General features: G+C 34.6%; 24 protein-coding genes and 1 riboswitch. Of the genes, 16 read left to right on the top strand and 8 right to left on the bottom strand.

Going from position 1 to position 22,899, the window contains the following annotated elements:
* Position 1: 1 nt before the first annotated feature.
* The 4 genes from ACXYMZ_RS04465 (at position 2) to ACXYMZ_RS04450 (ending at position 3,707) form a co-directional block, all read left to right on the top strand.
* Positions 2–922 (top strand): ABC transporter permease, encoded by a 921-nt coding sequence (locus ACXYMZ_RS04465; protein WP_458947156.1) that lies wholly within the window; start codon positions 2–4, stop codon positions 920–922.
* A 29-nt stretch (positions 923–951) separates the two neighbouring features.
* Positions 952–1,974, top strand: coding sequence for an ABC transporter ATP-binding protein (locus ACXYMZ_RS04460; protein ID WP_458947155.1), 1,023 nt, complete (start codon positions 952–954; stop codon positions 1,972–1,974).
* Complete coding sequence (locus tag ACXYMZ_RS04455; RefSeq protein ID WP_458947154.1) at positions 1,952–2,965, top strand: ABC transporter ATP-binding protein; 1,014 nt, start codon at positions 1,952–1,954, stop codon at positions 2,963–2,965. The genes ACXYMZ_RS04460 and ACXYMZ_RS04455 overlap by 23 nt, the downstream gene beginning before the upstream one ends.
* Positions 2,966–3,062: 97 nt before the next feature.
* Positions 3,063–3,707, top strand: a complete 645-nt coding sequence (locus tag ACXYMZ_RS04450) for a DNA alkylation repair protein (protein ID WP_458947153.1) — start codon at positions 3,063–3,065, stop codon at positions 3,705–3,707.
* A 46-nt stretch (positions 3,708–3,753) separates the two neighbouring features.
* On the opposite strand, the gene thiE is transcribed toward ACXYMZ_RS04450, so the two are convergent.
* Genes thiE through thiW form a run of 4 tightly spaced genes read right to left on the bottom strand, consistent with a single transcriptional unit; the run spans position 3,754 to position 6,468 of the window.
* A complete protein-coding gene (gene thiE, locus ACXYMZ_RS04445; protein ID WP_458947152.1) occupies positions 3,754–4,335 on the bottom strand; it encodes a thiamine phosphate synthase in 582 nt (193 codons plus the stop codon).
* 22 nt (positions 4,336–4,357) lie between these two features.
* The gene (gene thiM, locus ACXYMZ_RS04440; protein ID WP_458947151.1) at positions 4,358–5,146 is read right to left on the bottom strand and encodes a hydroxyethylthiazole kinase; all 789 of its coding nucleotides are present in this window, start codon (positions 5,144–5,146) and stop codon (positions 4,358–4,360) included.
* Positions 5,143–5,964, bottom strand: coding sequence for a bifunctional hydroxymethylpyrimidine kinase/phosphomethylpyrimidine kinase (gene thiD, locus ACXYMZ_RS04435; RefSeq protein WP_458947150.1), 822 nt, complete (start codon positions 5,962–5,964; stop codon positions 5,143–5,145). Before thiD ends, thiM begins: the two co-directional genes overlap by 4 nt.
* A gap of 18 nt (positions 5,965–5,982) precedes the next feature.
* Entirely contained in the window at positions 5,983–6,468 is a 486-nt protein-coding gene (thiW, locus tag ACXYMZ_RS04430; RefSeq protein WP_458947149.1) for an energy coupling factor transporter S component ThiW, read from the bottom strand.
* Positions 6,469–6,557: 89 nt separating this feature from the next.
* A riboswitch (TPP riboswitch) is annotated at positions 6,558–6,671 on the bottom strand.
* A gap of 186 nt (positions 6,672–6,857) precedes the next feature.
* Between thiW and ACXYMZ_RS04425 the strand changes: the two genes are divergently transcribed.
* Positions 6,858–7,205: an SCP2 sterol-binding domain-containing protein gene (locus ACXYMZ_RS04425; RefSeq protein ID WP_458947148.1), complete on the top strand. Its 348-nt coding sequence runs from the start codon at positions 6,858–6,860 to the stop codon at positions 7,203–7,205.
* Between the two features lie 38 nt (positions 7,206–7,243).
* Here the strand turns inward: ACXYMZ_RS04425 and ACXYMZ_RS04420 are convergent, their stop codons facing one another.
* A complete protein-coding gene (locus ACXYMZ_RS04420; protein ID WP_458947147.1) occupies positions 7,244–8,092 on the bottom strand; it encodes a DUF3307 domain-containing protein in 849 nt (282 codons plus the stop codon).
* Complete coding sequence (locus tag ACXYMZ_RS04415) at positions 8,089–8,865, bottom strand: hypothetical protein (RefSeq protein WP_458947146.1); 777 nt, start codon at positions 8,863–8,865, stop codon at positions 8,089–8,091. The genes ACXYMZ_RS04420 and ACXYMZ_RS04415 overlap by 4 nt, the downstream gene beginning before the upstream one ends.
* A 248-nt stretch (positions 8,866–9,113) precedes the next feature.
* Between ACXYMZ_RS04415 and ACXYMZ_RS04410 the strand changes: the two genes are divergently transcribed.
* The 10 genes from ACXYMZ_RS04410 (at position 9,114) to ACXYMZ_RS04365 (ending at position 20,710) form a co-directional block, all read left to right on the top strand.
* Positions 9,114–9,281, top strand: coding sequence for a hypothetical protein (locus ACXYMZ_RS04410; RefSeq protein WP_458947145.1), 168 nt, complete (start codon positions 9,114–9,116; stop codon positions 9,279–9,281).
* Positions 9,282–9,899: 618 nt separating this feature from the next.
* On the top strand, positions 9,900–10,550 hold the full coding sequence (locus tag ACXYMZ_RS04405; RefSeq protein ID WP_458947144.1) for a TnsA endonuclease N-terminal domain-containing protein: 651 nt from the start codon (positions 9,900–9,902) through the stop codon (positions 10,548–10,550).
* A complete protein-coding gene (locus tag ACXYMZ_RS04400; RefSeq protein ID WP_458947142.1) occupies positions 10,537–12,441 on the top strand; it encodes a hypothetical protein in 1,905 nt (634 codons plus the stop codon). The genes ACXYMZ_RS04405 and ACXYMZ_RS04400 overlap by 14 nt, the downstream gene beginning before the upstream one ends.
* Positions 12,442–12,457: 16 nt before the next feature.
* Positions 12,458–13,459: an AAA family ATPase gene (locus ACXYMZ_RS04395; protein ID WP_458947141.1), complete on the top strand. Its 1,002-nt coding sequence runs from the start codon at positions 12,458–12,460 to the stop codon at positions 13,457–13,459.
* A 14-nt stretch (positions 13,460–13,473) separates the two neighbouring features.
* Positions 13,474–14,919, top strand: a complete 1,446-nt coding sequence (locus ACXYMZ_RS04390; RefSeq protein ID WP_458947140.1) for a TniQ family protein — start codon at positions 13,474–13,476, stop codon at positions 14,917–14,919.
* A gap of 212 nt (positions 14,920–15,131) precedes the next feature.
* Positions 15,132–15,695 carry a recombinase family protein gene (locus ACXYMZ_RS04385; protein WP_458947139.1) on the top strand — a complete coding sequence of 188 codons (564 nt, stop codon included), beginning with the start codon at positions 15,132–15,134 and terminating at the stop codon, positions 15,693–15,695.
* A gap of 655 nt (positions 15,696–16,350) precedes the next feature.
* Complete coding sequence (locus ACXYMZ_RS04380; RefSeq protein WP_458947138.1) at positions 16,351–17,919, top strand: spore germination protein; 1,569 nt, start codon at positions 16,351–16,353, stop codon at positions 17,917–17,919.
* The gene (locus tag ACXYMZ_RS04375; protein ID WP_458947137.1) at positions 17,916–19,100 is read left to right on the top strand and encodes a Ger(x)C family spore germination protein; all 1,185 of its coding nucleotides are present in this window, start codon (positions 17,916–17,918) and stop codon (positions 19,098–19,100) included. The genes ACXYMZ_RS04380 and ACXYMZ_RS04375 overlap by 4 nt, the downstream gene beginning before the upstream one ends.
* A 12-nt stretch (positions 19,101–19,112) precedes the next feature.
* Entirely contained in the window at positions 19,113–20,180 is a 1,068-nt protein-coding gene (locus ACXYMZ_RS04370; RefSeq protein ID WP_458947136.1) for a GerAB/ArcD/ProY family transporter, read from the top strand.
* Positions 20,181–20,485: 305 nt separating this feature from the next.
* Positions 20,486–20,710 (top strand): hypothetical protein, encoded by a 225-nt coding sequence (locus ACXYMZ_RS04365; RefSeq protein WP_458947135.1) that lies wholly within the window; start codon positions 20,486–20,488, stop codon positions 20,708–20,710.
* 473 nt (positions 20,711–21,183) lie between these two features.
* Here the strand turns inward: ACXYMZ_RS04365 and ACXYMZ_RS04360 are convergent, their stop codons facing one another.
* Complete coding sequence (locus ACXYMZ_RS04360; RefSeq protein ID WP_458947134.1) at positions 21,184–21,654, bottom strand: SRPBCC family protein; 471 nt, start codon at positions 21,652–21,654, stop codon at positions 21,184–21,186.
* Positions 21,655–21,752: 98 nt separating this feature from the next.
* Entirely contained in the window at positions 21,753–21,992 is a 240-nt protein-coding gene (locus ACXYMZ_RS04355) for an indolepyruvate ferredoxin oxidoreductase subunit alpha (protein WP_458947133.1), read from the bottom strand.
* A gap of 167 nt (positions 21,993–22,159) precedes the next feature.
* Between ACXYMZ_RS04355 and ACXYMZ_RS04350 the strand changes: the two genes are divergently transcribed.
* A complete protein-coding gene (locus ACXYMZ_RS04350) occupies positions 22,160–22,897 on the top strand; it encodes a YqcI/YcgG family protein (protein WP_458947132.1) in 738 nt (245 codons plus the stop codon).
* Positions 22,898–22,899 lie beyond the last annotated feature (2 nt).

Below are 22,899 nucleotides of genomic sequence, written 5' to 3'. Positions count from 1 at the left end.
GATGGTTCAATTTATTGTACGTCGTTTATTACAACTTATACCGGTTTTACTTGGTGTAACAATTATTGTTTTCTCTTTAATGCACTTAACACCAGGAAACCCAGCACATATTATAGCTGGTGAGAATGCTCCACCAGATACAATTGCACAAATTGAAAAAAGATTAGGTTTAGATCAACCAATTCCTATACAGTTTTATGAATTCGTAAAAGATGCAGTAACATTGGATTTTGGTAATTCTTGGAGAACAAGTTTACCAGTAAGTCATGAGCTTTGGCCCAAATTTTGGGTGACCCTAGAACTCGCCGTTTATAGTATGATATTCAGTATAGTTCTTGGAATGGCAGCTGGAATAGTCTCAGCTGTTAGACAATATTCTGTCATGGATGTTACACTTATGCTTGTGGCGTTATTTGGTTTATCTATGCCAAACTTCTGGCTAGGTTTAATGTTAATGCAATGGTTCTCTATTAACTTAGGCTGGTTCCCGCCAACAGGTTGGGGTTCACCAGAACAAATCCTGCTTCCAGTAATTACCCTTGGAACGTCAGGTGCTGCTGTAATTGCTCGTTTTACTAGATCTAGTATGCTTGATGTTATCTCACAAGATTATATTAGAACGGCTAGAGCAAAAGGTTTGAAAGACAGAGTGGTAATTTATCGACACGCTCTTAAAAACGCACTTATTCCAATTGTAACGATCATAGGTTTACAGTTTGGTGGATTACTAGCAGGTGCTGTTCTTACAGAATCTGTATTCGCTATTAATGGAATGGGTAAGTTAATCGTTGACCGAATTCTTGCAAGAGACTTCCCAGTTGTTCAAGCTGGAGTACTCGTTATTGCTGTAGTGTTTGTATTTGTTAACTTATTAGTAGATATTTCATATAAACTATTAAATAAACGAATTGACATAGATTAATCAATCGTTTGAAGAAAGAGGTGGAATTGATGAAGGATGATATTATATTAGAAGTTAATAATTTAAGAACCTCATTCTTTACTGATGACTTTGAAGTAAAAGCTGTTGATGGCGTATCCTTCGAGCTACCTAAAGGTAAGACCTTAGGAATAGTTGGTGAATCTGGATCAGGTAAAAGTATAACGGCCTTATCGATTCTCCGATTATTAGAAAAGACGGGAAAAATTGTTGACGGTGAAATACTATTTAATGGAAAAGACTTAACTAAATTAAGCGAACGTGAGATTCGAACGATTCGCGGTAATGATATATCAATGATTTTCCAAGAACCAATGACTTCATTAAACCCCGTGTATACAGTTGGTAAACAAATATATGAAGCATTGAAAGTACATCAGGGCTTAGATAAGAAAAAAGGGAATGCTCGTACTATAGAATTATTAGAATTAGTTGGAATTCCATCACCTGCTCAAAGAGTGAAGCAATATCCGCATGAACTCTCTGGTGGTATGCGTCAGCGTGTTATGATAGCAATGGCATTAGCATGTAATCCTAAATTACTTATTGCGGATGAGCCTACAACAGCATTAGATGTTACCATTCAAGCGCAAATTCTAGAACTAATTAATGGTTTACAAGAAGAACTTGGAATGTCAGTAATCATGATTACACATGATCTTGGTGTTGTAGCTGAAACATGTGATTATGTTGCAGTTATGTATGGCGGTCAAGTTGTAGAATATCAGTCTGTTCGTGAGTTATTTAAAAATCCAAAGCATCCTTATACAGTTGGACTCTTAAATTCTATGCCACGTCATGATATAGATGTAGAAGAATTAGAACCAATTCGAGGAAATGTTCCTAGTGTAAGAAACATGCCTAAAGGTTGTCGTTTTGCACCAAGGTGCCCATTCGCAACTGAACTATGTGTGACGGAACTGCCTAAACTTGATAGAAAAGAAGACGGTTCAGAAATTCGTTGCTGGATTTATACTGATGAATGGGACGGAGATCCGGAGGTGAAAGTAAATGACAAAGAAAGAGCTACTTAAAGTTCGTAACTTAAAACAATATTTCCCTGTTAAAGGTGGTTTTCTCGGTAGAACCGTTAACCACGTAAAAGCAGTTGATGATATTTCCTTCGATATATATGAAGGTGAAACATTAAGTGTTGTAGGAGAGTCTGGATGTGGTAAGTCGACAACTGGACGTGCGATTCTTAGATTAGAGGAACCTACAGCTGGAGAAATTGATTTCCAGGGAGAAGATTTGCTTTCACTTAGTAAGAGTCAAATGAGAGAAAAGCGTAAGGATCTACAAGTTATTTTCCAAGATCCATATGCTTCTCTAAACCCTAGACACACAGTCGCAAAAATTCTAACAGAAGCAATGCATATCCAAAAGGTTGCTCCAAGAAATGAATTAAGAAAACGTGCGATTGAACTAATTGAAACTGTTGGATTAAATGCTGATCAAATTGATCGTTACCCACATGAATTCTCAGGTGGTCAGCGTCAACGTATCGGTATTGCTAGAGCATTGTCACTTGATCCGAAGCTAATTATTGCGGATGAGGCAGTTTCTGCTCTTGATGTATCCATTCAAGCACAGGTTTTAAACTTACTTAAAAGTTTACAACGTGAATTTAATTTGACGTACTTATTCATTGCCCATGACTTAGGAGTTGTGCGTCATATTTCTGATAGAATAATAGTTATGTATTTAGGTAAGATTGTTGAGGTTGCTGATAAGAAATCTTTATTTGATAACCCACAACATCCTTATACAAAAGCGCTATTATCTGCAATTCCTATTGCGGATCCTGAAAAGAAAAAAGAACGTATTGTATTAAGAGGAGATGTTCCTTCTCCAATTGATCCACCGCAAGGATGTCGTTTCCATACAAGATGTCCATTTGCAACAGAGATTTGTAAAACGAAAGTTCCAGAACTTCGTAATCTCGATCATATGAAAGAAGGCCATCAAGCAGCATGTCACCATATTGAAAAAATCAAATCAGGTGAAATGTCAATGCACGCTTAAATAATAATAATAATCAGGTACTCAGTTCAGACTGGGTACCTGATTTTTTAAAAGAAAAGGGTGGTAAAATTTGCATGAACTGGAGTTAATTCAAAAAATGTTTAAAGCAGAAGCGAAAGATGAAAATGCTTTTCCTATGGAGAAATATATGCGAAATAAATTTTCTTTTTTAGGAATAAAAACACCGAAGAGAAGAGAGGTAATGCGACGTTTTTATAAGGAAAGTGAAATATTAAAACTTTCTTTTCAACGTGAGTTTGTACTTGGTTTATGGGATTTAAAAGAAAGAGAGTTCCAGTATGCTGCTACTGATTATATTATTTCTTCTTTAAAAAAGCTGGAAAAGGCAGATATTCTTTTAATAGAAAAACTTATTATTACAAAGGCTTGGTGGGATACTGTTGATATGCTAGCGCAAAGGGCAGTTGGTGAAATTGCTAAAAATCATCCTGAAGTAATAACTGAGGTAATTGAAGGATGGATAGTTAGTGATAATATGTGGTTGCAGCGAAGCGCTATCCTTTTTCAGTTGAAATATAAAGAAGATACAGATGCGCCTCTATTATTTCGCTTTATTGAAACGCATGCTTCTAGCAAAGAATTTTTCATTCAAAAAGCGATAGGTTGGGCGCTAAGAGAATACTCGAAAACAAACCCGCAACTTGTAAAGAATTTTATTGAAAATAATGCGTTATCCAAATTAAGTATAAGAGAAGGAAGTAAATATTTATCTATAAAATAAACCTCTATTTCATTGTTTCTAATGAAATGGAGGTTTATTTTTGAGTTTATAATGCATTCACTGCTCCATTGATGTTCTTCGCTTGAGTAATTGCAGATATAAATGATACACCATCTGCTCCTGCTTGAATAACAGAGGCCGCATTTGTTGTATTAATTCCACCGATGCCTACAATCGGAAGATTAGGAAATTGTTTGCGGAGTTCTAAAATCCAATCAAGACCAACTACTTCTTTCGCATCATTTTTTGTCGAGGTCGGAAAAATAGGTCCCGCTCCAATATAATCCACGAGATCTAAAGGGCTTTGTTCAAGTTCTTCTTTTGTTGAAACAGATAAACCAATGATTTTATTCGGAAACATTTTTCTTAACTCTTCAACTGAAGTATCATCTTGGCCGACATGAATTCCATCAGCATCTAAGCTTTTTACAAGTTCTACGTCGTCGTTAACAATAAATGGAATGTTATGCTTCCTGCATACCGCTTGCAATTTCATCCCTAATTCAAATTTGTCGTTACCAGCGAGGGAGGAGGTACCTTTTTCACGAAATTGAAATAGTGTAATGCCAGCCTTAGCTGCAGCATCTAATATTTCCACAGGATCTCCCTGACAATTTTGACTGCCCATAATAAAATATTTGCGCAAAGATTTATTTATCGGCATCATTATAATTCTCCTTTAACTGCTCCTCATTAAAAGACAGTGCATCTAAAAAATGAGGCATGAAAGTTCCTGGACCGTTTACATTCGGATGGTTAGCAGCATACTCAGCAGCTAATCCGTAAAAAGCTAAGGATGTTTTCATTTGTTCATTTAACGAATGATCGGTTGTAAGGCTTGCAGTTATTATGGAACCTAGTAAACAGCCTGCTCCCGTAACTTTTGTCAACAGAGGATGACCAGTATGATTTTCAATACATGTTTCATCTGAATAAATAATATCTGTTTCTCCTGTAACAATCGCAGTAGTTTGATACTTTCTAGAAACGATTGCGGCAACTTCTTCTAAGTTCCCAACCCCGATTGATTCAACACCTTTTGTCTGCCAAGGAATATCAGCGAGGAAAGCCATTTCACCAGCATTTCCTTTAATGATAGTTGGTGTTACTTCATTTAAAATCTTCCGAACAGCTTGTGAACGAAACGATGTTGCAGCAACTCCTACGGGATCTAATACTACTGGAATATTTCTTTCATTCGCTATTTTACCTGCAATGATCATAGCCTGAAGATCAGCCTCTGTTAATGTTCCAATATTAATTAAAACACCATCAGCAATACTTGCCATTTCGGCTGCTTCTTCTCGAGACTTTGCCATTATTGGTGATGCTCCAAAAGCTAATAAGCCATTAGCTGTAAAGTTCATTACGACTTGATTTGTCAGGTGGTATATAAGAGGTTGCTTTTCTCTAACATGTGCAATAATTTCTGAGTTCATATCTCAACACCTTCCAGCCGGATTCCCCAATGATTCGTAGGACCACTGCCAGCTCCTATATCAAAGGAATGTTTGATAGCAGCAGTTACAAATGTTTTCGCATTTTTTACAGCCTCAACTAATGGTTGTCCTTTACTTAAGTTAGCAGTAATTGCTGCTGCATAGGTGCAACCAGTTCCATGTGTATTGTTGGTTGGAATTCGTGGCGAAGAGAAACTATGCATTTTTACTCCGTCATAAAGAAAATCAATTGCATCGCCTTTCAGATGACCACCTTTGATTAAGGCAGCTCCAGCACCATACTTATTTACTAAAAGATGTGCTGCTTCCTGCATTTCAGTCTCTGATTCTATTTTTACTCCAGTAAGAAATTCAGTTTCAGGAATGTTAGGAGTAATTACAGTAGTGAGCGGAATAAGTTTATCACGTAAAAAATCTCTCGCTTGGTTTTCGATTAAAACATCACCACTCGTCGCAACCATCACAGGATCCATGACATATGGCGCATTAATATTTACAATTTTATTATAGATGACTTGCATCATTTCCTGATTAGCGATCATACCTGTCTTAAATGCATGTATTGGCATATCTGAAATGATAGATTCCAATTGTTGTTCAATCATTTCTAGTGAAACATGAGAGATTGCCTGAACACCAGTTGTATTTTGTGCAACAATTGATGTGATAACTGACATTCCGTAACTCCTGAGTTCTTGAAATGTTTTTAAATCCGCATGAATTCCAGCTCCGCCACTTGGATCTGTTCCAGCAATTGTTAGAGCGCACGGCACTTGTTGATTAATATGATTTGTCATAGCTTTTTTAGACACTCCTTAATTGTGAAGCAATTTTCTACTATTAACCTTTGAAACAATAATTAGTCCGATAATTGATCCAGATAAACTACTTACAAGGAATGCAGGAATGAATGCAAAAGCTCCAACAGCAGTACCCATAAAGATAGTTGCAAATGGTACCGCGAACATTGCTCCAATTACACCACTTCCAATTCCTTCTCCAACTGCAGCAAGTGATTTTATTTCAGTCTTTTTATAAAGAATGCCTGCTAAAAATGCACCAACCATCGCTCCAGGAAATGCGAGAAGTGTACCCAGTCCAAGCATATTACGTAATAGACTAATCATGAATGCAATGATTACGGCGGGACCTGGTCCAAGGGTAACAGCTGCCATAACATTTATTGCGTGTTGCACTGGATAAGCTCTTGCTACACCTGCAGGGAACCAGATAAGCTGAGCACTTATCGTTCCAATCGCAATAAAAACAGCCATTAATGTTATTAAACGTGTACGATTCATTATTTACCTCCTCTCATAATAGGGGGGATAAAATCAAAAAAACCAGATCTACGAGAGACCTGGTTTCATCAGTAAAATAGTTATGACACAGATGTGCCTTCCTACTTCCCTCCGCTGGTATTACCCAGATCAGGTTCATTAAGAGTCGGAAAGTATGCTACACTTTCCTCTCAGCCCACGATTGGGCACCCCTAGTAGTGGTAAAACTTATTTGATTCATGAATAATCATATCAGATAAATTACTATCTGTCATACAATCTACTTAAAGAAAGACAAGATTTTGAATTTACTTTTTCTTATAATTGAAAAGAAACTAAAAAACATTTATAATTCAACTAAATGTTCATGGTTAAAAGTCATAGTAGACAAAGTAGGGGGAGTAAGTTAAATGGAGAATTTAAGTTTAAATGAAGTTATGCAAGAAATTGAAAAAAGGTTAAATGAAAATCCTGAACCTATCCATGAAGTTCAGTCATTGTATCAATTTGAGATTAGTGGGGAAGAGGAAGGTGTCTATCAATTAGATATACAAAATGGTACGGCGAAGGTTAGTGAAGGGGTAAAGGCCGATGCAGATTGCACATTAAAAATGTCGCTCAAAAACTTCCATAAATTTCTTGCTGGAAATCTAAATGGAACGGTAGCATTTATGACTGGGAAATTAAAGTTGGATGGAGATATGACCAAGGCTTTAAAACTAGAAAGTCTTTTAAAGAAATATAAACTAAGTGAATAACATTGGAAAAGGACTCTTTGTTAATAAGAGTCCTTTTTCTATTCCATCAACAATTTTTTGGAAATTAACCCAAGTACTAAACCTAAGAATATAGAGGAAAGGGTCCCTAAAAGAAAATATTCCGCCCAGTTACGATCATCAAGTTGTTTAAATCGCGCGATTGATTTTGCAGCAATTATGAAAGCAATAGATTGATAAGAACCAATCATTGTCAATACAATTACTAGTAATCTCTCAATATATCCGATTAGTTTTCCACGAGAACGCAGGGGAGAGGAGTACGAATAGTAATGATATTCCTCTGTAAAACTATTATCGGTATTGGGTACATTTTTTTCACTTTTATTACTTATTTTATTTCTCAAAGTTAATTCACCTTCAAAATTTGTAAATTCTGAGGGCAGGGAGCCAACAACATATTTTACTATGTGGCCACTGACGGTTGTGGCTAGAATAAATAAAATTAGTATAAACAATGTTGTCTGTATAATTCCTTCATGTAAATTCAATAAGCTGTTCCATATTGCTAGGGGTTCTTGTTGAAAGAATAGAAAGCAAGTCGTTACAATGATTGTTACATGTAATACTTGGTCCAGTAAGAAGAAACCAAGCTTTTTCATACTATCTTTTGTTTCTCCAAGTTTTATTTTCAATAAATCAATTAATAGATGTGTCATACAAATAAAAATTAACGGGAGAAAGAGATATTTTAAAATATGTTGAAATTCGTAGATAACTCCCCATATAAATAGAAGTGTAACTCCAGTTGCTAAAAGATGATGAATGAGATGCTTTTTTAGAAATGTTAATTTTTCTCTAACCATTTGATCGGTTTGAAGCCAAAAGTCAGCAATTAAATGCGCTAAGAGTAGCGATAATAATATCATTTTATATTCCTCTCGATTGGCAAGTAATCTTGTAAGCGGTTTGTAATATTTTGTTTAATACTAGCTTGCAATTCTGTTACCTTGTTAGTCGTTGACTCTGTTTCTAGACCATTTAATACCTGCACTATATTTTCAAATGCTTCTATAATAATATCCGTTTTACCATTTTTCATATGCGTTGATATGGTTGATTTGGTTCTGCCTAGATATTTACTAACTTTATTTTGCTGCCCTAAGATAAGGTACAAAGAGAAGACAAGAGATTGCAGCTCTGTTTGTGCATTTGCATGTTCTTGAGTAAGCTTTAGGTTGGTATTTAAAAGTAGCTCTAACGGGTTGCTATCTATTTCATAGCTAGCTTCTTTGTTTACATCTGGTAGCTTGAAATAAAATTGCATTCTTTTTTCTTGGTTCTTCAAATAGTTATTTGCTAGACGAGCTTCTTTCATTAGAGGATTAATCCACGTTTCAATATTTAACGTATTTAGTTCTTCTTCTATGCGCCCAAACGAAAGACCGAAATAGGGTGGGTGTTCTCGAAATTTCCAAATCCGACTCAAATAGAAAGCCAGTGTATACGCTGAAGCAAATCCATTACATACAACAACTAATTCATCACCTGCACGATGGATAACTTTTGTAGTGACAATATTTTGTGACCAATATGCTAGACTAACTTGGAATTGCTGCAGATAATTACTTATTTCATCGCCGATATCTATTTTGGAAGAATTTCTAACATCCATAATAAATACTGAAACTTCATTTCCCATGAAAAACCAGCCCCTTTATTGGTATAAGTTCGACTATATAGTCTAATATAACATAAGTAAGATGAAATTATCAAACTCCTATAAAGTTAGATGATTTGTACGAACTTATGCAAACTTGATGGTTTAATCTGTCGTTAGGAAATATTAAAAACAAATATATTATACATTGTTACAACCATTATTTGGAAGTGATATTCACAATACCTTCACCATTCTTGGTACATACTAAAAATAAGGAGGTGTTAGTGATGAGTAAAGACAACAAAAGTAAAAACAAGAAAAATCAATTCCTTGAAGACGATAAGGGTGTTCAAGCAGTTAAAAACCAACTGAATGAAAGTTATCAAAGTGGAGTTGTTGAGGACCAACTAGATAATAATAAAGGGATCCATCATTATAATAATAAGAGTAGATAAAATCATGTAATCAAGGACAGAAAATTAATATTCAAATCAATCTAACGTGGTTCTGTTCATCATTTTTTGATGAACAGAACCCTGTTGCTTTTGTGATATGTGGGTAGTGAGTAAAGGAAAAGTTAGAAGTCGGTCATTTAGAAGATAGCAAACATTTAAATACGAAAGAAGCCGTAATAAAAATAAAGTTAAACTTCCTAGCGATCTTTGCGGTAGTTCAATCAATTGAGTTTACCTGTACATCAAAAGAAATACAAGAGACAACAGTAAAAAGATGGATTACTAAAGATGAAGTATTTAAGAAAAGCTTTGATCTGCTAACAGAATCGTAAAAAGAGTAGGTTGTAGGAGGTCATGAAAGCAAGTACTTTTCAATCAACAAATACGCATATTAAACAACTCTACGCAAAATAATGTACTCACTTTTAACTCCGTTCTGTTGGAACTGAAAGTGAGTACATTATTAATTTGGAAGATGAAAATTGATCATTCTAGGATAAGAAAAACTGAAATGTTTCTAGTTCTTAATAAAGAGGATTTTTAAAATAATTGTAGAATAACAATATATAGTGTCTTTTTATCCGATGATTTATAGACGTTTAAAAGGAGAGGAAACCTATGTATTCACCTATTCCAATAAAAAGAAGCAGTAAATTTGGGAACAATTACTGGGAAGCATACAGCCCTAAAGTTAAAAGGAACGTCCGGTTATTTAGTGATTTGGAATATGACTTTTGGGTATTAATCGAGACTAATCCACAAGTGCGCGCCTTCTGTGAAAGACCATTAAAAATTGAGCAAATGTATGAGGGTAAGTTAATGAAAGTGATGTTTGATATGTGGGTTGAGTGGGAAAATAAAAACGAACAGTTCGTTGAAATTCGGTACTCAAATAAATCTGATTATTCCGGTCAATCTGCGAGAAGTACGATTGCACAACAATGGTGTGAAATCCATGAAAAAGACTTTGTTATTAAAACTGAAAAAGAAATTCGAGGAAATAAAATTTTACTCTCCAATATGAAAACGCTTTTGCCTTACATTAACAATCGTCCTCAACCTGTCGAAACAGACATGTATAAAATCGAACGCCAACTATCTAAGGTGAAAAGATGTTCAATCGCTTCATTGAGTCAACAATTGAATATTAATCCTGCAAGAATAAGAGAGTCTATTTTTCTCCTAATATATAATGGGAGACTTAAAGCGAATATTGATTCGGAACTAATTGGATCAAGTTTAGAGGTGTGGTTAAATGACGAGAAATAGATTTTTTGAAAAGGATTATATAGATTCTAATTATTTAGACACTTCTTTATGGCCAAGTGTCTTATTGGACCAGATTGATGAGGAATACAGGAATGTGTTCTTAAAAAGAAAACAAGCTGTTGAATTGTATTTTAAAAACGAAAAATCATTACAGGAAATCACAAATATTACCGGTATTCGAAGGGATTATATTTATAAGTTTGCAAAACGGTATCTTGAACCTGACGAGAATGGAGATTTTTGGGGTTTCCGTGCATTAATTCCGTATAAGAGAATTAAGAGCTATAATCGTAAAAGTTTACCTAAAAATAATTCAACTAATTTAGCAGGCGCATTTACATTACTTCTTGATACTTATCCTTCCATTGAAGAGACCCTACATGATTATTATTTAAAAAACTACAGAAAAAATTCCCGCATTAATTTTAAAACGTTCCACAAAATATTTCTCGAAGCTTGTCGAGCAGCAGGTCGTACAATTTCAGAATATCCATTTAACACCGAAACAAAGGGAAGAAAGGCACTACAACGGTATACAATGAAACTTAAAAAATTGCACTATAACAATGATCAATTAAATAATTTGAGTGACAATACCTCAATAATTATTAGACCATACCAACGTGTACAATTTGATGGTCATCGAATCGATACAGCTATTGCAGTGGTCTATAAAACACCTGAAGGGGACGAAGTCGTTGAGGTTATGAATCGAATATGGTTATTAGTTATTATTGATGTCGCTACACGAGCGATTCTTGGTCATCATCTTTGTCTGAATAAAGAATATTCATCCAGTGACGTTCTTCAGTGTATTAGAAATGCAGTGGTTCCATGGAAACCCAAGACACTGTCCATTCCCGGATTAAATTATTCTTCTACTGGTAGTTTCCCGTCTTACTTGATAAAGGAAGCAAAATGGGGATTGTGGGATGAGTTTCTTTATGATAATGCTAAAGCCAATTTATCCAATATTGTGCGTGATCGTTTAACAAATATTGTTGGTTCTTCAGTAAATGCTGGTCCTGTTGGTGTCCCAGAACGAAGAGCCATTATTGAAAGGTTTTTTAGAACGCTAGAAGAAAGTAGTTATCATCAATTACCCAGTACAACAGGTAGTCATCCTAAAGACCCTTTGCGTAAAGACCCCGAAAAACAGGCGGTTAAATATAAAATCCAAGCGTCACACCTAGAAGAAATTACGGATGTACTTATAGCTAATTATAATGGAACTCCTCACGAGGGAATTAATAATTTAACTCCTTTAGAGGCTTTAGAGCAACGAATATTAAGAGGTATGCCCATTCGGGCAATGCCTGAAGAACAAAGAAATGAGGTGGCATTTTTCTCAATGAAAGTAGAAAGAGTCGTGAAAGGAAATAAGCAACAGGGGAAACGTCCTCATATTAACTATGAAGGGGTAACGTACCACAATGAAATATTATCTCGATCCTATGATTTAATTGGAGAAAAGCTAACCTTATTGGTTAATACAGTAGATTTAAGATCCATTCAAGCTTATTTGCAAGATGGAAGTGAATTCGGAACGCTCTCTGCTTCAGGTAAATGGGGGATTTCTCCCCACGATTTAAAAACAAGAAAATTGATTAATAAACTGCGTAATCGAAAAATAATTCATTTTCTAAATGAAGATGACCCAATCGAAATTCTTCAACGGCACTTAGAAGAAGAGTCAAAAAAGAAAAGAGATGCTCGAAACACATTAGCAACATTAAATCGTTATGCTGAAGAGCATTCTTCGGAAAAAACAGAGTTACAACAAAATACTCAAAAGGCAAAAAAAGATGAATTAGGACTTCACAAAAAACAACGGAAACACAAGAAAGATATACCTTCCGAGAGACGTATAACAAAAACAATTACTTTTTAAAGAGAGAGGTGGAAAAGTGTCAGTACCAGAAAGAAATATATCAAGTCCAGAACAAATAGGAAGACCCTATGTCACTGCAGGAAGTCACCCTATTGAGAACGGACGGTACCTTATTGCCACAAGTGAAATAGAACGATTATTTAATGCTATTTGTCAATGGATAGATAATCGTTCTCCTGGTGCAATTGTTTATGGACGACCACGATTAGGTAAAAGTAAAGCTATTGATTACATCATGAAAATCTTACCTGATGAATATAAAAAGAAACTTCCCGTTTATAAAATTATTTGTCGGCATTATAAATATGCAAATGAAGGAGTTTTCTTTGAAGACTTATTGAGAGATGTTGGTCATAATCTTGCTTATAGTGGAAAAGCAAATATTAAACGGGATCGTTTAACTAGATTTTTAATTGAACAGGGAGAAAGATCACAACAACACCGAATCATATTATTTGTAGATGAAGCTCACCGATTACATGAGCTACATTATGGTTGGTTAATGGATGTATACAACGAACTAGACCGGGTTGGTATTCAACTTACTGTCATACTTGTTGGTCAAAATGAATTGCTGTATCAACGATCAGCATTTATACAGGCAAAAAAAGCACAGATTATAGGCAGATTTATGGTACATGAATATGAGTTTACAGGAATTAATTATATTGAAGAGCTAAAATCATGTTTATCAGGATATGACCATGATTCCGAATACCCGATAGGAAGTGGCTGGTCGTATGCTCGATATTTCTTCCCTGAAGCTTTTAATAACGGTTATCGTTTAGAACACTGTACAGATGAGCTAATGGAAACGTTTTATAATTTACGACGGAAAGCCGGTCTTACGAAATCTATGGAAATTCCAATGCAATATTTTACTTTAACAATAGAGTATGCTCTTAAGAAATTTGGAGCAAATGGAGAGAATATTAGCTGGATTACAAAGAATTGCTGGGAAGAAGCCATATTAAAATCTGGTTATGTTGACGCAGAGATTCATCAGGATGTGCTTTAAGGGGGGAGGGTAAGTTGACTATAAGAAGACAATTTCTACTAATAGAAGACGAATCGATAACACCTAACAAAGTAACATGGCTACCAGAATGGATATCACCTTATGAATCACCCTGGAGCATATTTGAAAAATTTAAATATGCAAACCGAGCAACAGTAATCGATTTATTTGAACTATTTGGCACTCGGTATAGTAAGGGTCTAAGAGCTGCAAATCTTAGTCAAAAAGCGTGCAATTTACTAACTTTAGAGGGTATGGATGAATCATCCTTAATAAAGACTTTTGGCTTATCCATTAAAGAAGTAAACCGTCGTAACATTAATATGCTGACTAATATAATGGAGGAAGGTAGCTCAAATCTCTATTTTCACAGTCATCTTAAAATTTGTCCTGAATGCATAAAAATCGGTTATCATAGTATTTTTCATCAATTTAGCCTAGTGCACAGTTGTCCGTTTCATAACATCTCCCTTGTGGAAGGGTGTCCTGAATGCAGTAGAGTAATGTACTATAGGTTATCGGATAAGGATACAAAAGAACCTTTTCGATGTAAATGTGGCCATCTATTATTTTCACTGGAAAAAGGTCAACGTTATCCAAGTGCCTGGAAAAAATTAAATGTTGAAAATCAGTCTACACCTCTAAAATATTGGATTATGTTCAATTTGGAAGGTGTCCATGATAAAATAGCTCTATATTTTCATCAGAATATAGATTTGCAAAAAAATTCTGGATTGATGGAATTCATCTTAGAAGCGATATCTCCATCTTTCAAAACTAGTCAATCTGCACTTCACCGACACGTAAAATCATCACCATATATCCTAAGTCTTCAGAAGTTGACACAAAATAAATCCAATTATATTACAGAAAAACAAGACGAATTCCAATTAAAGAAGGAAATATATCAGTCATCAAAAGCTACGATGAAATCAATCGTATCAAATGTTCGCAAAGTATTTTATAAGCACGCCAGTTGTATTAAGGATTTTCAAAAAAATGTGTATAAAACAAATACAAATTGCCCTTATGCCTACGCTTTCTTATCCTGGAGAAAATTCAATGAGGGAGATAACAGTATTCATGACGTAAAGCGAAGAAAAGAAATTCCTTTTTTCAATTCACTCGAGTACCGTTTTGGTACGGAGCAAGATCATAATTATTTGAACGACTCCCTATTTAAAATGAGGACGCATTACAGCATAAAAAGCCTGGCTGCATTGAAATGGATTCTTAATCGTATTATGGGGCATTTAACCGTTAATCATCTAAAAAATTGGTTAAGAATGGCACCTATACATGCACAAGACAATACGATGTTTTCTGCTGTTCCATTTAAATTAGAATGTTTGCCATTTTACTTAATCATCATACCCAAAAGTAAAAATGAATGTTTAGAATTTCATTGGTGGCATGAAAAAGACACACTTCAATTAAGGGACATAGAAAAACATAATTAAGGAGTCCTCTCAACTAAAACGGTAACACAATTCCATAATTTCAATTCCCTTTAATACTAGAATAATGCTAATTGCGTTAAAGCATTTTTTAGTAAAAGTTTAGTGTGATAGTGTCATAACTTAAGAGTATTGACACTGTTACGCTAGACCAGTAGAATCAAGGTGTAGTCTGGTGTCATATCTTAGTGTCATAAATAAAGGAGTTTTTACATATGAAATATGGATATGCAAGGGTGTCAACATTACATCAAGATTTATCTGGACAATTACAACAATTAGAGCGTGAAGGCTGCGACAAAATATATAAAGATAAATTTACAGGAACAAAAAGAGATAGGCCAAATTTTAATAAATTACTGGAAGTGTTAAAAGAGGGCGATACATTAACCGTTACAAAGCTAGACCGTTTTGCCAGAACAACATCAGATGGAATAAGCGTTATAAAAGAACTATTTGAGAAAGGTGTTAAAGTACACGTATTAAATATGGGGTTAGTTGAAGATACTCCAACAGGACGACTAATATTAAGCGTTATGTTAGCTTTTGCGGAATTTGAAAGAGATATGATCGTGGAACGTACCCAGGAAGGTAAAGCAATAGCGAAACAGAATCCTAATTTTAGAGAAGGTCGACCAAATAAATATGGTAAAGAGCAAGTGGAGCACGCTCTAAAGCTCCTTGAAACCAATTCCTATAAACAAGTAGAAGCATTGACAGGGATATCCAAAAGTACGCTAATTCGAGCAAAAAAGAAACTACAGGCAGTAATAAAATAAAGGTGTTCTGTTGTTTTACCCTTTGGATTTTTTATCTGAAGGGGTGTTTCAGAGGATTGCTTGATTTTATAATTAATTTATATTAGATAGGAATGAATATTCATTCCTATGAGGTGAATCCATTGTACATATTAAGCTAATTATATGCTAGTCGAAGAAGTGGTGGCGCTGAATTGATGACTTTGAAAAAACCGATTCCTATAATCGGAAGTCGATTCTTGCTTAAAGATTTTCCTACTACTACTACTACTACATGCGTTCGTTTTTAACACCCAGCTATTACATAACCTTTCATGTAATGCGTCCCCTTTGCAAAAATTCTTATTTTACTTCTTCACACAATACGAACCCTATAATTGACCCTAACATTTGAAGCAAAAAATAAACCGACTCTCACAAAGGAAAGTCGGTTTTTTCTAAAGCCTAAGTTCTCCCATTCTGAGAAACTCTACTGATTATAAATAAGTGTTAGCAAGGTTCATAGAATATGGGAAGTACCTTATCAGCCTATTTTTGATTACCCCTATTAAGGCTTCGGGAGGTGCTTCTTTTTTCTGGAAAATCAAATCGAAATCTGTTGAGGGATTAGTATTGTATAGAAAACCAAATAGTACATATAATAAATTTAACTACATGGATTTGAGGTGGAAAGTAGTTGAATCCTTCAAATAAAATAAAAAAAATACTTGGTAAGGTTCTCCGCTCTGTAAATAACCAGCAGAAGCCTCAGAAAGAAATAATGAAATTTTCCACAGAACTGACGCAAAATGAACATATTATAAAGGAAAAACTTGGATCTAGTGATGATATTCTGATTACAAAATTTAATATTAAAATGAACGAAGATAAGGAATTAAATGCATTATTAGTAGCCGTAGATGGGATTATAGATGAAGATTTAAAGAGGAATAATATTTTAAAACCTCTGCAGACCATCCCGCTAGATGAAATGCCAAATGATAATCTCGATCAGGTACAGAATCATTTACAAGTGAAAAATATTGAACTGACAAGCGATGTGGATAGTACGCTTGATAAAGTGTTACAAGGAAACATTTTAATTTTAGTTGAAGGTTATAAAGTAGGTCTGTTAATTAAAGCAGATGGATTTGAAGTTCGTGGTATAGAAGAACCAAAAAATGAGAGTACAGTACGAGGAGCAAAAGAAGGATTTATAGAAAGTAATGGAGTGAACATAACGATAATAAGGCGAAGGGTTACCAATCAAAACTTACGATTCGAGAGTTATGAAATTGGTGAATTAACAAAAACGGATGTAAAAATTGGTTATATTAAAGACGTAGCAGATCCAAAAATTGTGCAAAGAGTTAGAGATAGACTAAAGGAAATTAAAATTGATGCTATTAATAACGATGGTGAAATAGAGCAATTAATTGAAGACCATCCTTATTCTATATTCCCTACTATCGGAAACACCCAAAGACCTGATAAAGTAGCTAGCTTGCTGACGGAAGGGAGGATTATTTTATTAACAAACGGAAGTCCTATTGTTCTTTTTGGTCCTAATATCTTCTTAGAAAACTTCATAAATATCGAAGATTACATTTCAAGACCATTTTATAGTTCAATTATAAGGCTCGTTCGATTTTTTGCGTTTATCGTAAGTATTTATGCCCCAGCACTTTATTTAACAGCTTTAAACTTTGAAAAAAACTTAATTCCTTCTGATTTGGTTGTCCCGATTATTCAAGCCCGGGAACTAGTACCATTTCCTTTGATAATGGAAGTGGTAATTGCCGTCGTGTTATATGAAATTGTTCGAGAGGCAGGAATTAGACTCCCCGAACAAGTTGGTGCCGCTTTAAGCATTGTAGGTGCCTTAATTCTTGGTGAAGTAGCTGTTACTGCTGGATTAATAGGTGCACCAACCATAGTAATTATATCTATTTCCTATATTGCGTCTTTCGTTATTACTCCAATTACAGATGTAGTAGCTGTATTAAGGATATATTTGATTATAGCGAGCGCATTATTTGGCTCCTTTGGTATTGTTATAGCTTCCTTAGGTTTATTAATGCACATGGTATCATTAACTTCTTTTGGTGTTCCTTATTTGGCTCCGTTTTCTCCATTTTACTATCATGACTGGAAGGATACCTTTATTCGTTTACCTTTAAGGTTAATGAGACGTCGACCTGAAAGTATTCCGAGTCAAAAACGGATGAAGGTAGAGTCAGTACCAAAAACGGGTGATGAAAATTGAAAATATATAAACGCTTTTTATTAATTTTGATAATACTCATATTAACTGGATGTTGGAACAGTTCTGAAGTGGATGATGAGGCAATTGTTCACGGAGTTGGTTTTGATTTCGACAAGGAGTCTAACATGTTGGAGGTATATGCTGAAGTAGTAAAGCCTACCCCGTCAGAAGATGCTAGCTTTCAATCTGCTGAAAATCTTGTTTTACAATTGGAAGCGGAGAGTCTTTTACATGGGGCTCGAGAATTTATCCGCAATGTAAAAAGACGTTTGCAATTTGGACATACTCGGCTATGGATTGTTGGAGAAGACTTAGCGAAGGAGCCCTTTGTACCAGTTTTCGATGTGATTCGTCGGGATCCCATGAACAGGTTAAATAGTTACATTTTTATTACGAAGGATGAAATAGATGAAATTTTCATGACTACAACTCTTTATGAAAACCTCTCTTCGGATGAAATTGTATCAGGATTGGAGCAGAGTAAATTTACTGCAGAGTTTATTCCTGTCCTCTTATATGAATTTATTGGATTAAATGAAGAAAGACTTCAAACAGCTTACTTGCCGATTATTAATGTAGTCGAAGATGTTTCTGGTACAATCACATCGATTGAAGGTACCGCTGTGATAAAGGAACAAAGAATGGTCGGAGAATTAAACATTGATGAAACGGTTGGATTAGCTGTGCTGACAGACAGGGCTCAGGGTGGAGTCATCACCGTTCCAACAATAGAAGAAGGAGAAATTATTTCGATGGAAGTAAAAGGGTCGAATACGACAGTCAGCCCAAAGCTTCATGGAAAAGAGCTTCATGTCAAAATAGATGTGTCAGTTTATGGGGAATTAGGAGATAACGTAATGGTCAACCCCGAAGAGATTAACGAAAACTTTATTCTAGAAGCTGAAAAATTGATTGAAAAGGACTTAGAAAGTACTTTACGTGCCACATTGGATAAGCTACAAGAACTTAAAGCAGACATAACTGATATCGGAGTAGAGACATATCGGAGCTTTCCTCAGAAATGGAAGAATATTGAATCAATTTACCATGATGAGATCTTTCCGGATGCAACAATTGACATTAATATAAGTGCTGATATATTTCATCAAGGGCTAACAAATCAAAGTGTGAATGAACCTCAGAAGAAGCCATATAATAATCCATTTCCATTTTTTAACTGAAGGAGAGTAAGGATGATTACAAAATGGGAAACGCTATTTTTATTAATATTGACGTTACCAGTCATGGGACATGTTGTCATCCTTCCTTTAATGATAGACGTGGTTGGAAGGGATGCCTGGATTTCTATATTGCTATCCCTTCCTTTTGCCTTTCTTTATGCATTGGCTATTTATTATATAAAAATCAAATATGGAGAAAAAAATATAAGAGAAGTACTTCATGATATTTTAGGGAAAAAGCTATCGGTTGTATTGCATGTCGTATTAATCATATATTTTCTTTTTATTATTATCATTTCCTTTTCAAGTTTTATTGATTTTGTTTATATTTTATTTCTTCCAGAAACTCCTCAAATCGCATTAATTATATGGTTTCTAATTTTTTTTATGTATGGAGCCTCGAAGGGAATTAAGCGAATTGCTTTAACAGCGGGTGCATTGGCATTTATTGCGATGATTACAGGGCATTTAATCACTATTTTGGATACAAGGTTTAAAGATTGGGGACAATTAAAGCCAATTTTAGAATTTGGTTGGAATCCAGTTTTTGCTGGCACATTAATTATTATGAGTATCTGGGTAGAATTAATCTTACTCTTATGTTTACCATTGAAAACCTCGAAGCAAAGGGGAATATTTTTATTATGGACAATAGGGATTCTCTTAAATGGATTGATGATGTTTTCAACTACGACTGGAGTTATTACAATTTTTGGGTTGGGGCAATCGGAAAATATGCTTTATCCAGCACAAGAAATTGTAAGAATTATTAATTTACAATTTCTTGATCGTTTTGATATTTATGGTATGATTTTAAATTCCTTTGGTACATATATTCGCTGTTGCCTTTACTTCCGATTAGCGTATGAACTGAGTACAACCGTCAAATCATCAAAGCTTTATAAGGGGACAGTTTATGTTGTTTTTGCTATTGTAGTGACTGCGTTCACTATATATTTAACTGGAAACCACATGCGAGTGGAACACTCGATTAACTTGTATGTATATATGGTTTTCTTGTATCCACTTCCGTTTATTTTACTATTTATTTCTAAGTTTAAAAAAAGGAGTAATTTGTAAATTAAATCTTCTTAGATCATCTCTTCACATCAAAAACTCCAATCTTGATGTGGATTTGAAATAAAGTTTGATGAAAAAAAATCCTATGCGATAAAACGTTCGTATAGGATTTTTTTCTTTTTCCACACTTCCATCGCCGCCTGATGTCCATTTTTTAGTTCTTCAATAAATTATTCATCAGCACTGGATGCTTTAGAAGATTTACTGAAAGAATATGAAGGTACAATTTTATTTGCTTCACATGAAAGAAGATTTATTTCTACGATTGCCAAAAGATTCTATCGTTTGAGAATCAGCAGCTTAGAATGTTTGAAGGCAATTATGAGGCTTATTTGGAGAAAGAAGAACAACCGGAACGAGATGAATGTGAGGTTCAACTTTTGAAAGTAGAGACAGCTACTGCCCATGTTTTAGGACGGTTAAGTCTTGATCCAAACAATGAGAGTTTGGAGGCGGAATTTCAAGAGTTGGTTAAGAAAAAGAAGGTCTTTGAAGGTCGGCAGAATTACAATAAATTAGAAAATAGTTAAACTTCTTTATAAAAACTTGGTGGCTTGATCATTTTTTCAAAGACAGACTTTAGCTGTGTTGGTGGGTCAGGGTTTATTAGTTCACTTTAATCTTTATTATAAACTAACATTATTGCTGAACAATGAGTAATCTCTTTCTTACTGAAACGAATTAAATAGCTCTATTGATTGAATTTAATAAAAAACCCAGCAATCCTCATGTGAAAGGGGGGAGCTGGGTTTTTAGTAGAATACACAAAAGTGATATTATGTACTCAACTTTATGTCCCTAATGTACTTACTTTCATAACCTCCTACATAGGTAGCTATTATTTATGGCTACTTATATTTTTAATTAGCGGATTGACATAATATCTATTATGGGCAGCTGTATAAATTCAAGAAAATATATCTCAATAACTAAGTATACTCTTGATAGTGAGATGAAACGAAAAAATCAGACGGTAATTTAAGATTACTGTCTGAAGAACTTTTTAATTATTATTATGGATATATACTTGATCATGTACATAGTCTACAAAGCTATCAAATTGATCATCATAAACATATTTAAAAGATCCTTTAAAGATATTCGTTAGCAACTTGTATATCCAGTTAGATGGAATCAAATAAACTTTCACAGTAAATCTTGTTTCGCCATAAATCTCTTCAAGATAATACTCAGTTCTACTAATGCCTTCTTTAGTAACTGTTTCAACGATTGCATGATTTGGCGGATTGTATTTTGAGTATTTAGCGCTAAATTCATATACCTTTTTTTCTAGCTTCTGTTTTGTGATAAATGTCGAACCCTCAGTGAGCTCATCTTCATTACCTTCATAAATATTTTCTATTATTTGTGTATTCCAGTTCAACACATGTTTATCCTTATTTAAACAGTCAAAAACTAAATCAATTTCAGCGTCTAATTCCACTTCATATGTATAGCAAAGAATTTCTTTCATGTTCATACTCCTGACAATAGTGATTGCTATTAATAAACAAAAATTATTACTATAGGAAGTAAAAATCCACTAACCAATTAGCAGCTAGTGGATTCCTCTTATCTACCTTCAAAGAATTTTCTGTTTAATTCGATATACGGATATTCTGATTCTGGAACTTCATCCTCAATAAAAATTGCTTCTACAGGACATACCGCTTCACATGCTCCGCAATCTATACAAATATCAGGGTCTATGAAAAACATGTCTTCCCCTTCTTCTATACAATCAACAGGGCACACTTCAACACATTCCCCAGCTTTTTCTGTCTTACAAGGTGATGTAATTACAAATGCCAAATTGAACGCCTCCCTCTTTTACTCTGAATTATTAACTGAACTATATTATAACTTATATTGGTATAAAGTAAAACTTCAAGCGGAACCTTCCCATTATTTTGTTTTGCTAATGATGGTAATGGGTATCTAGTATTTGTAACAACAAAGTAATATATGGAGGAGTTCATATGCACACAAAAGAACAAACACTACTAACAAAAGAAGACTTTACAGAAAGAACAGATCTACCAAGCTGGCTGTATAAAGAATATGAAACTTTTCATAATACAGTAACAGACAAAACTTTCCCTTGTATCTTTGGTATGAGTGGACAACAAAAAGGTGAACTTCGTTATGCATATATTGAGCAGAATGATTGGAGTAACCTCCCTTCTGCCCTGAAAAGCTTTTTAGAACTATTTCAGACAGAAGATTATAAGCGTCATGGTCTTTTTGTTTTTGTAGAACCTTTTGAAGTTGAAGGTTCAATTGAGGATTACCGAAAACAATTTTGGCAGATCCTTCAATATTTACATGAAGTTGATGAGGTCGAGTGGCCAAGAGATGCACCACGGGATCCAGAACATCATCTATGGGACTTTCATTTCCATAATGAGCCTATTTTTGTATTTGGTAATACACCTGCATACAAGAAAAGAAAGACTAGAGACCTAGGGAATGCTATGGTTTTAGGGTTCCAACCTCGTAAAATCTTTAAGGGATTAGAAGGAACAGAAAAAGGTGGCATTATGTCCCGTGAAAAAGTACGACAACGCGTAGAAGTGTGGGATCAACTACCAAAACATCCCGACATTGGTCATTTTGGAGACCCAACGCATAACGAATGGAAACAATTCTTCATAGGTGATGACATTGAACCTATACAAGGCAAATGCCCTTTCCATCATAAATCTAATAAAGAGTAAAA

The sequence above is a fragment of the Oceanobacillus sp. CAU 1775 genome, from assembly GCF_054482815.1.
The sequence above is the reverse complement of the archived record's forward strand: the minus strand, read 5'-3'. Positions and strand labels throughout refer to the sequence as shown.

Coding starts and splice junctions, on each gene's coding strand:
- ACXYMZ_RS04350 (WP_458947132.1), top strand. CDS start 22,160: ATGCACACAAAAGAACAAACACTACTAACAAAAGAAGACTTTACAGAA.
- thiM (WP_458947151.1), bottom strand. CDS start 5,146: ATGAACTCAGAAATTATTGCACATGTTAGAGAAAAGCAACCTCTTATA.
- thiD (WP_458947150.1), bottom strand. CDS start 5,964: ATGACAAATCATATTAATCAACAAGTGCCGTGCGCTCTAACAATTGCT.
- ACXYMZ_RS04455 (WP_458947154.1), top strand. CDS start 1,952: ATGACAAAGAAAGAGCTACTTAAAGTTCGTAACTTAAAACAATATTTC.
- ACXYMZ_RS04460 (WP_458947155.1), top strand. CDS start 952: ATGAAGGATGATATTATATTAGAAGTTAATAATTTAAGAACCTCATTC.
- ACXYMZ_RS04420 (WP_458947147.1), bottom strand. CDS start 8,092: ATGATATTATTATCGCTACTCTTAGCGCATTTAATTGCTGACTTTTGG.
- thiW (WP_458947149.1), bottom strand. CDS start 6,468: ATGAATCGTACACGTTTAATAACATTAATGGCTGTTTTTATTGCGATT.
- ACXYMZ_RS04365 (WP_458947135.1), top strand. CDS start 20,486: ATGTTTGAAGGCAATTATGAGGCTTATTTGGAGAAAGAAGAACAACCG.
- ACXYMZ_RS04415 (WP_458947146.1), bottom strand. CDS start 8,865: ATGGGAAATGAAGTTTCAGTATTTATTATGGATGTTAGAAATTCTTCC.
- ACXYMZ_RS04385 (WP_458947139.1), top strand. CDS start 15,132: ATGAAATATGGATATGCAAGGGTGTCAACATTACATCAAGATTTATCT.
- ACXYMZ_RS04360 (WP_458947134.1), bottom strand. CDS start 21,654: ATGAAAGAAATTCTTTGCTATACATATGAAGTGGAATTAGACGCTGAA.
- ACXYMZ_RS04400 (WP_458947142.1), top strand. CDS start 10,537: ATGACGAGAAATAGATTTTTTGAAAAGGATTATATAGATTCTAATTAT.
- ACXYMZ_RS04410 (WP_458947145.1), top strand. CDS start 9,114: ATGAGTAAAGACAACAAAAGTAAAAACAAGAAAAATCAATTCCTTGAA.
- ACXYMZ_RS04425 (WP_458947148.1), top strand. CDS start 6,858: ATGGAGAATTTAAGTTTAAATGAAGTTATGCAAGAAATTGAAAAAAGG.
- ACXYMZ_RS04370 (WP_458947136.1), top strand. CDS start 19,113: ATGATTACAAAATGGGAAACGCTATTTTTATTAATATTGACGTTACCA.
- thiE (WP_458947152.1), bottom strand. CDS start 4,335: ATGGGCAGTCAAAATTGTCAGGGAGATCCTGTGGAAATATTAGATGCT.
- ACXYMZ_RS04405 (WP_458947144.1), top strand. CDS start 9,900: ATGTATTCACCTATTCCAATAAAAAGAAGCAGTAAATTTGGGAACAAT.
- ACXYMZ_RS04450 (WP_458947153.1), top strand. CDS start 3,063: ATGTTTAAAGCAGAAGCGAAAGATGAAAATGCTTTTCCTATGGAGAAA.
- ACXYMZ_RS04465 (WP_458947156.1), top strand. CDS start 2: ATGGTTCAATTTATTGTACGTCGTTTATTACAACTTATACCGGTTTTA.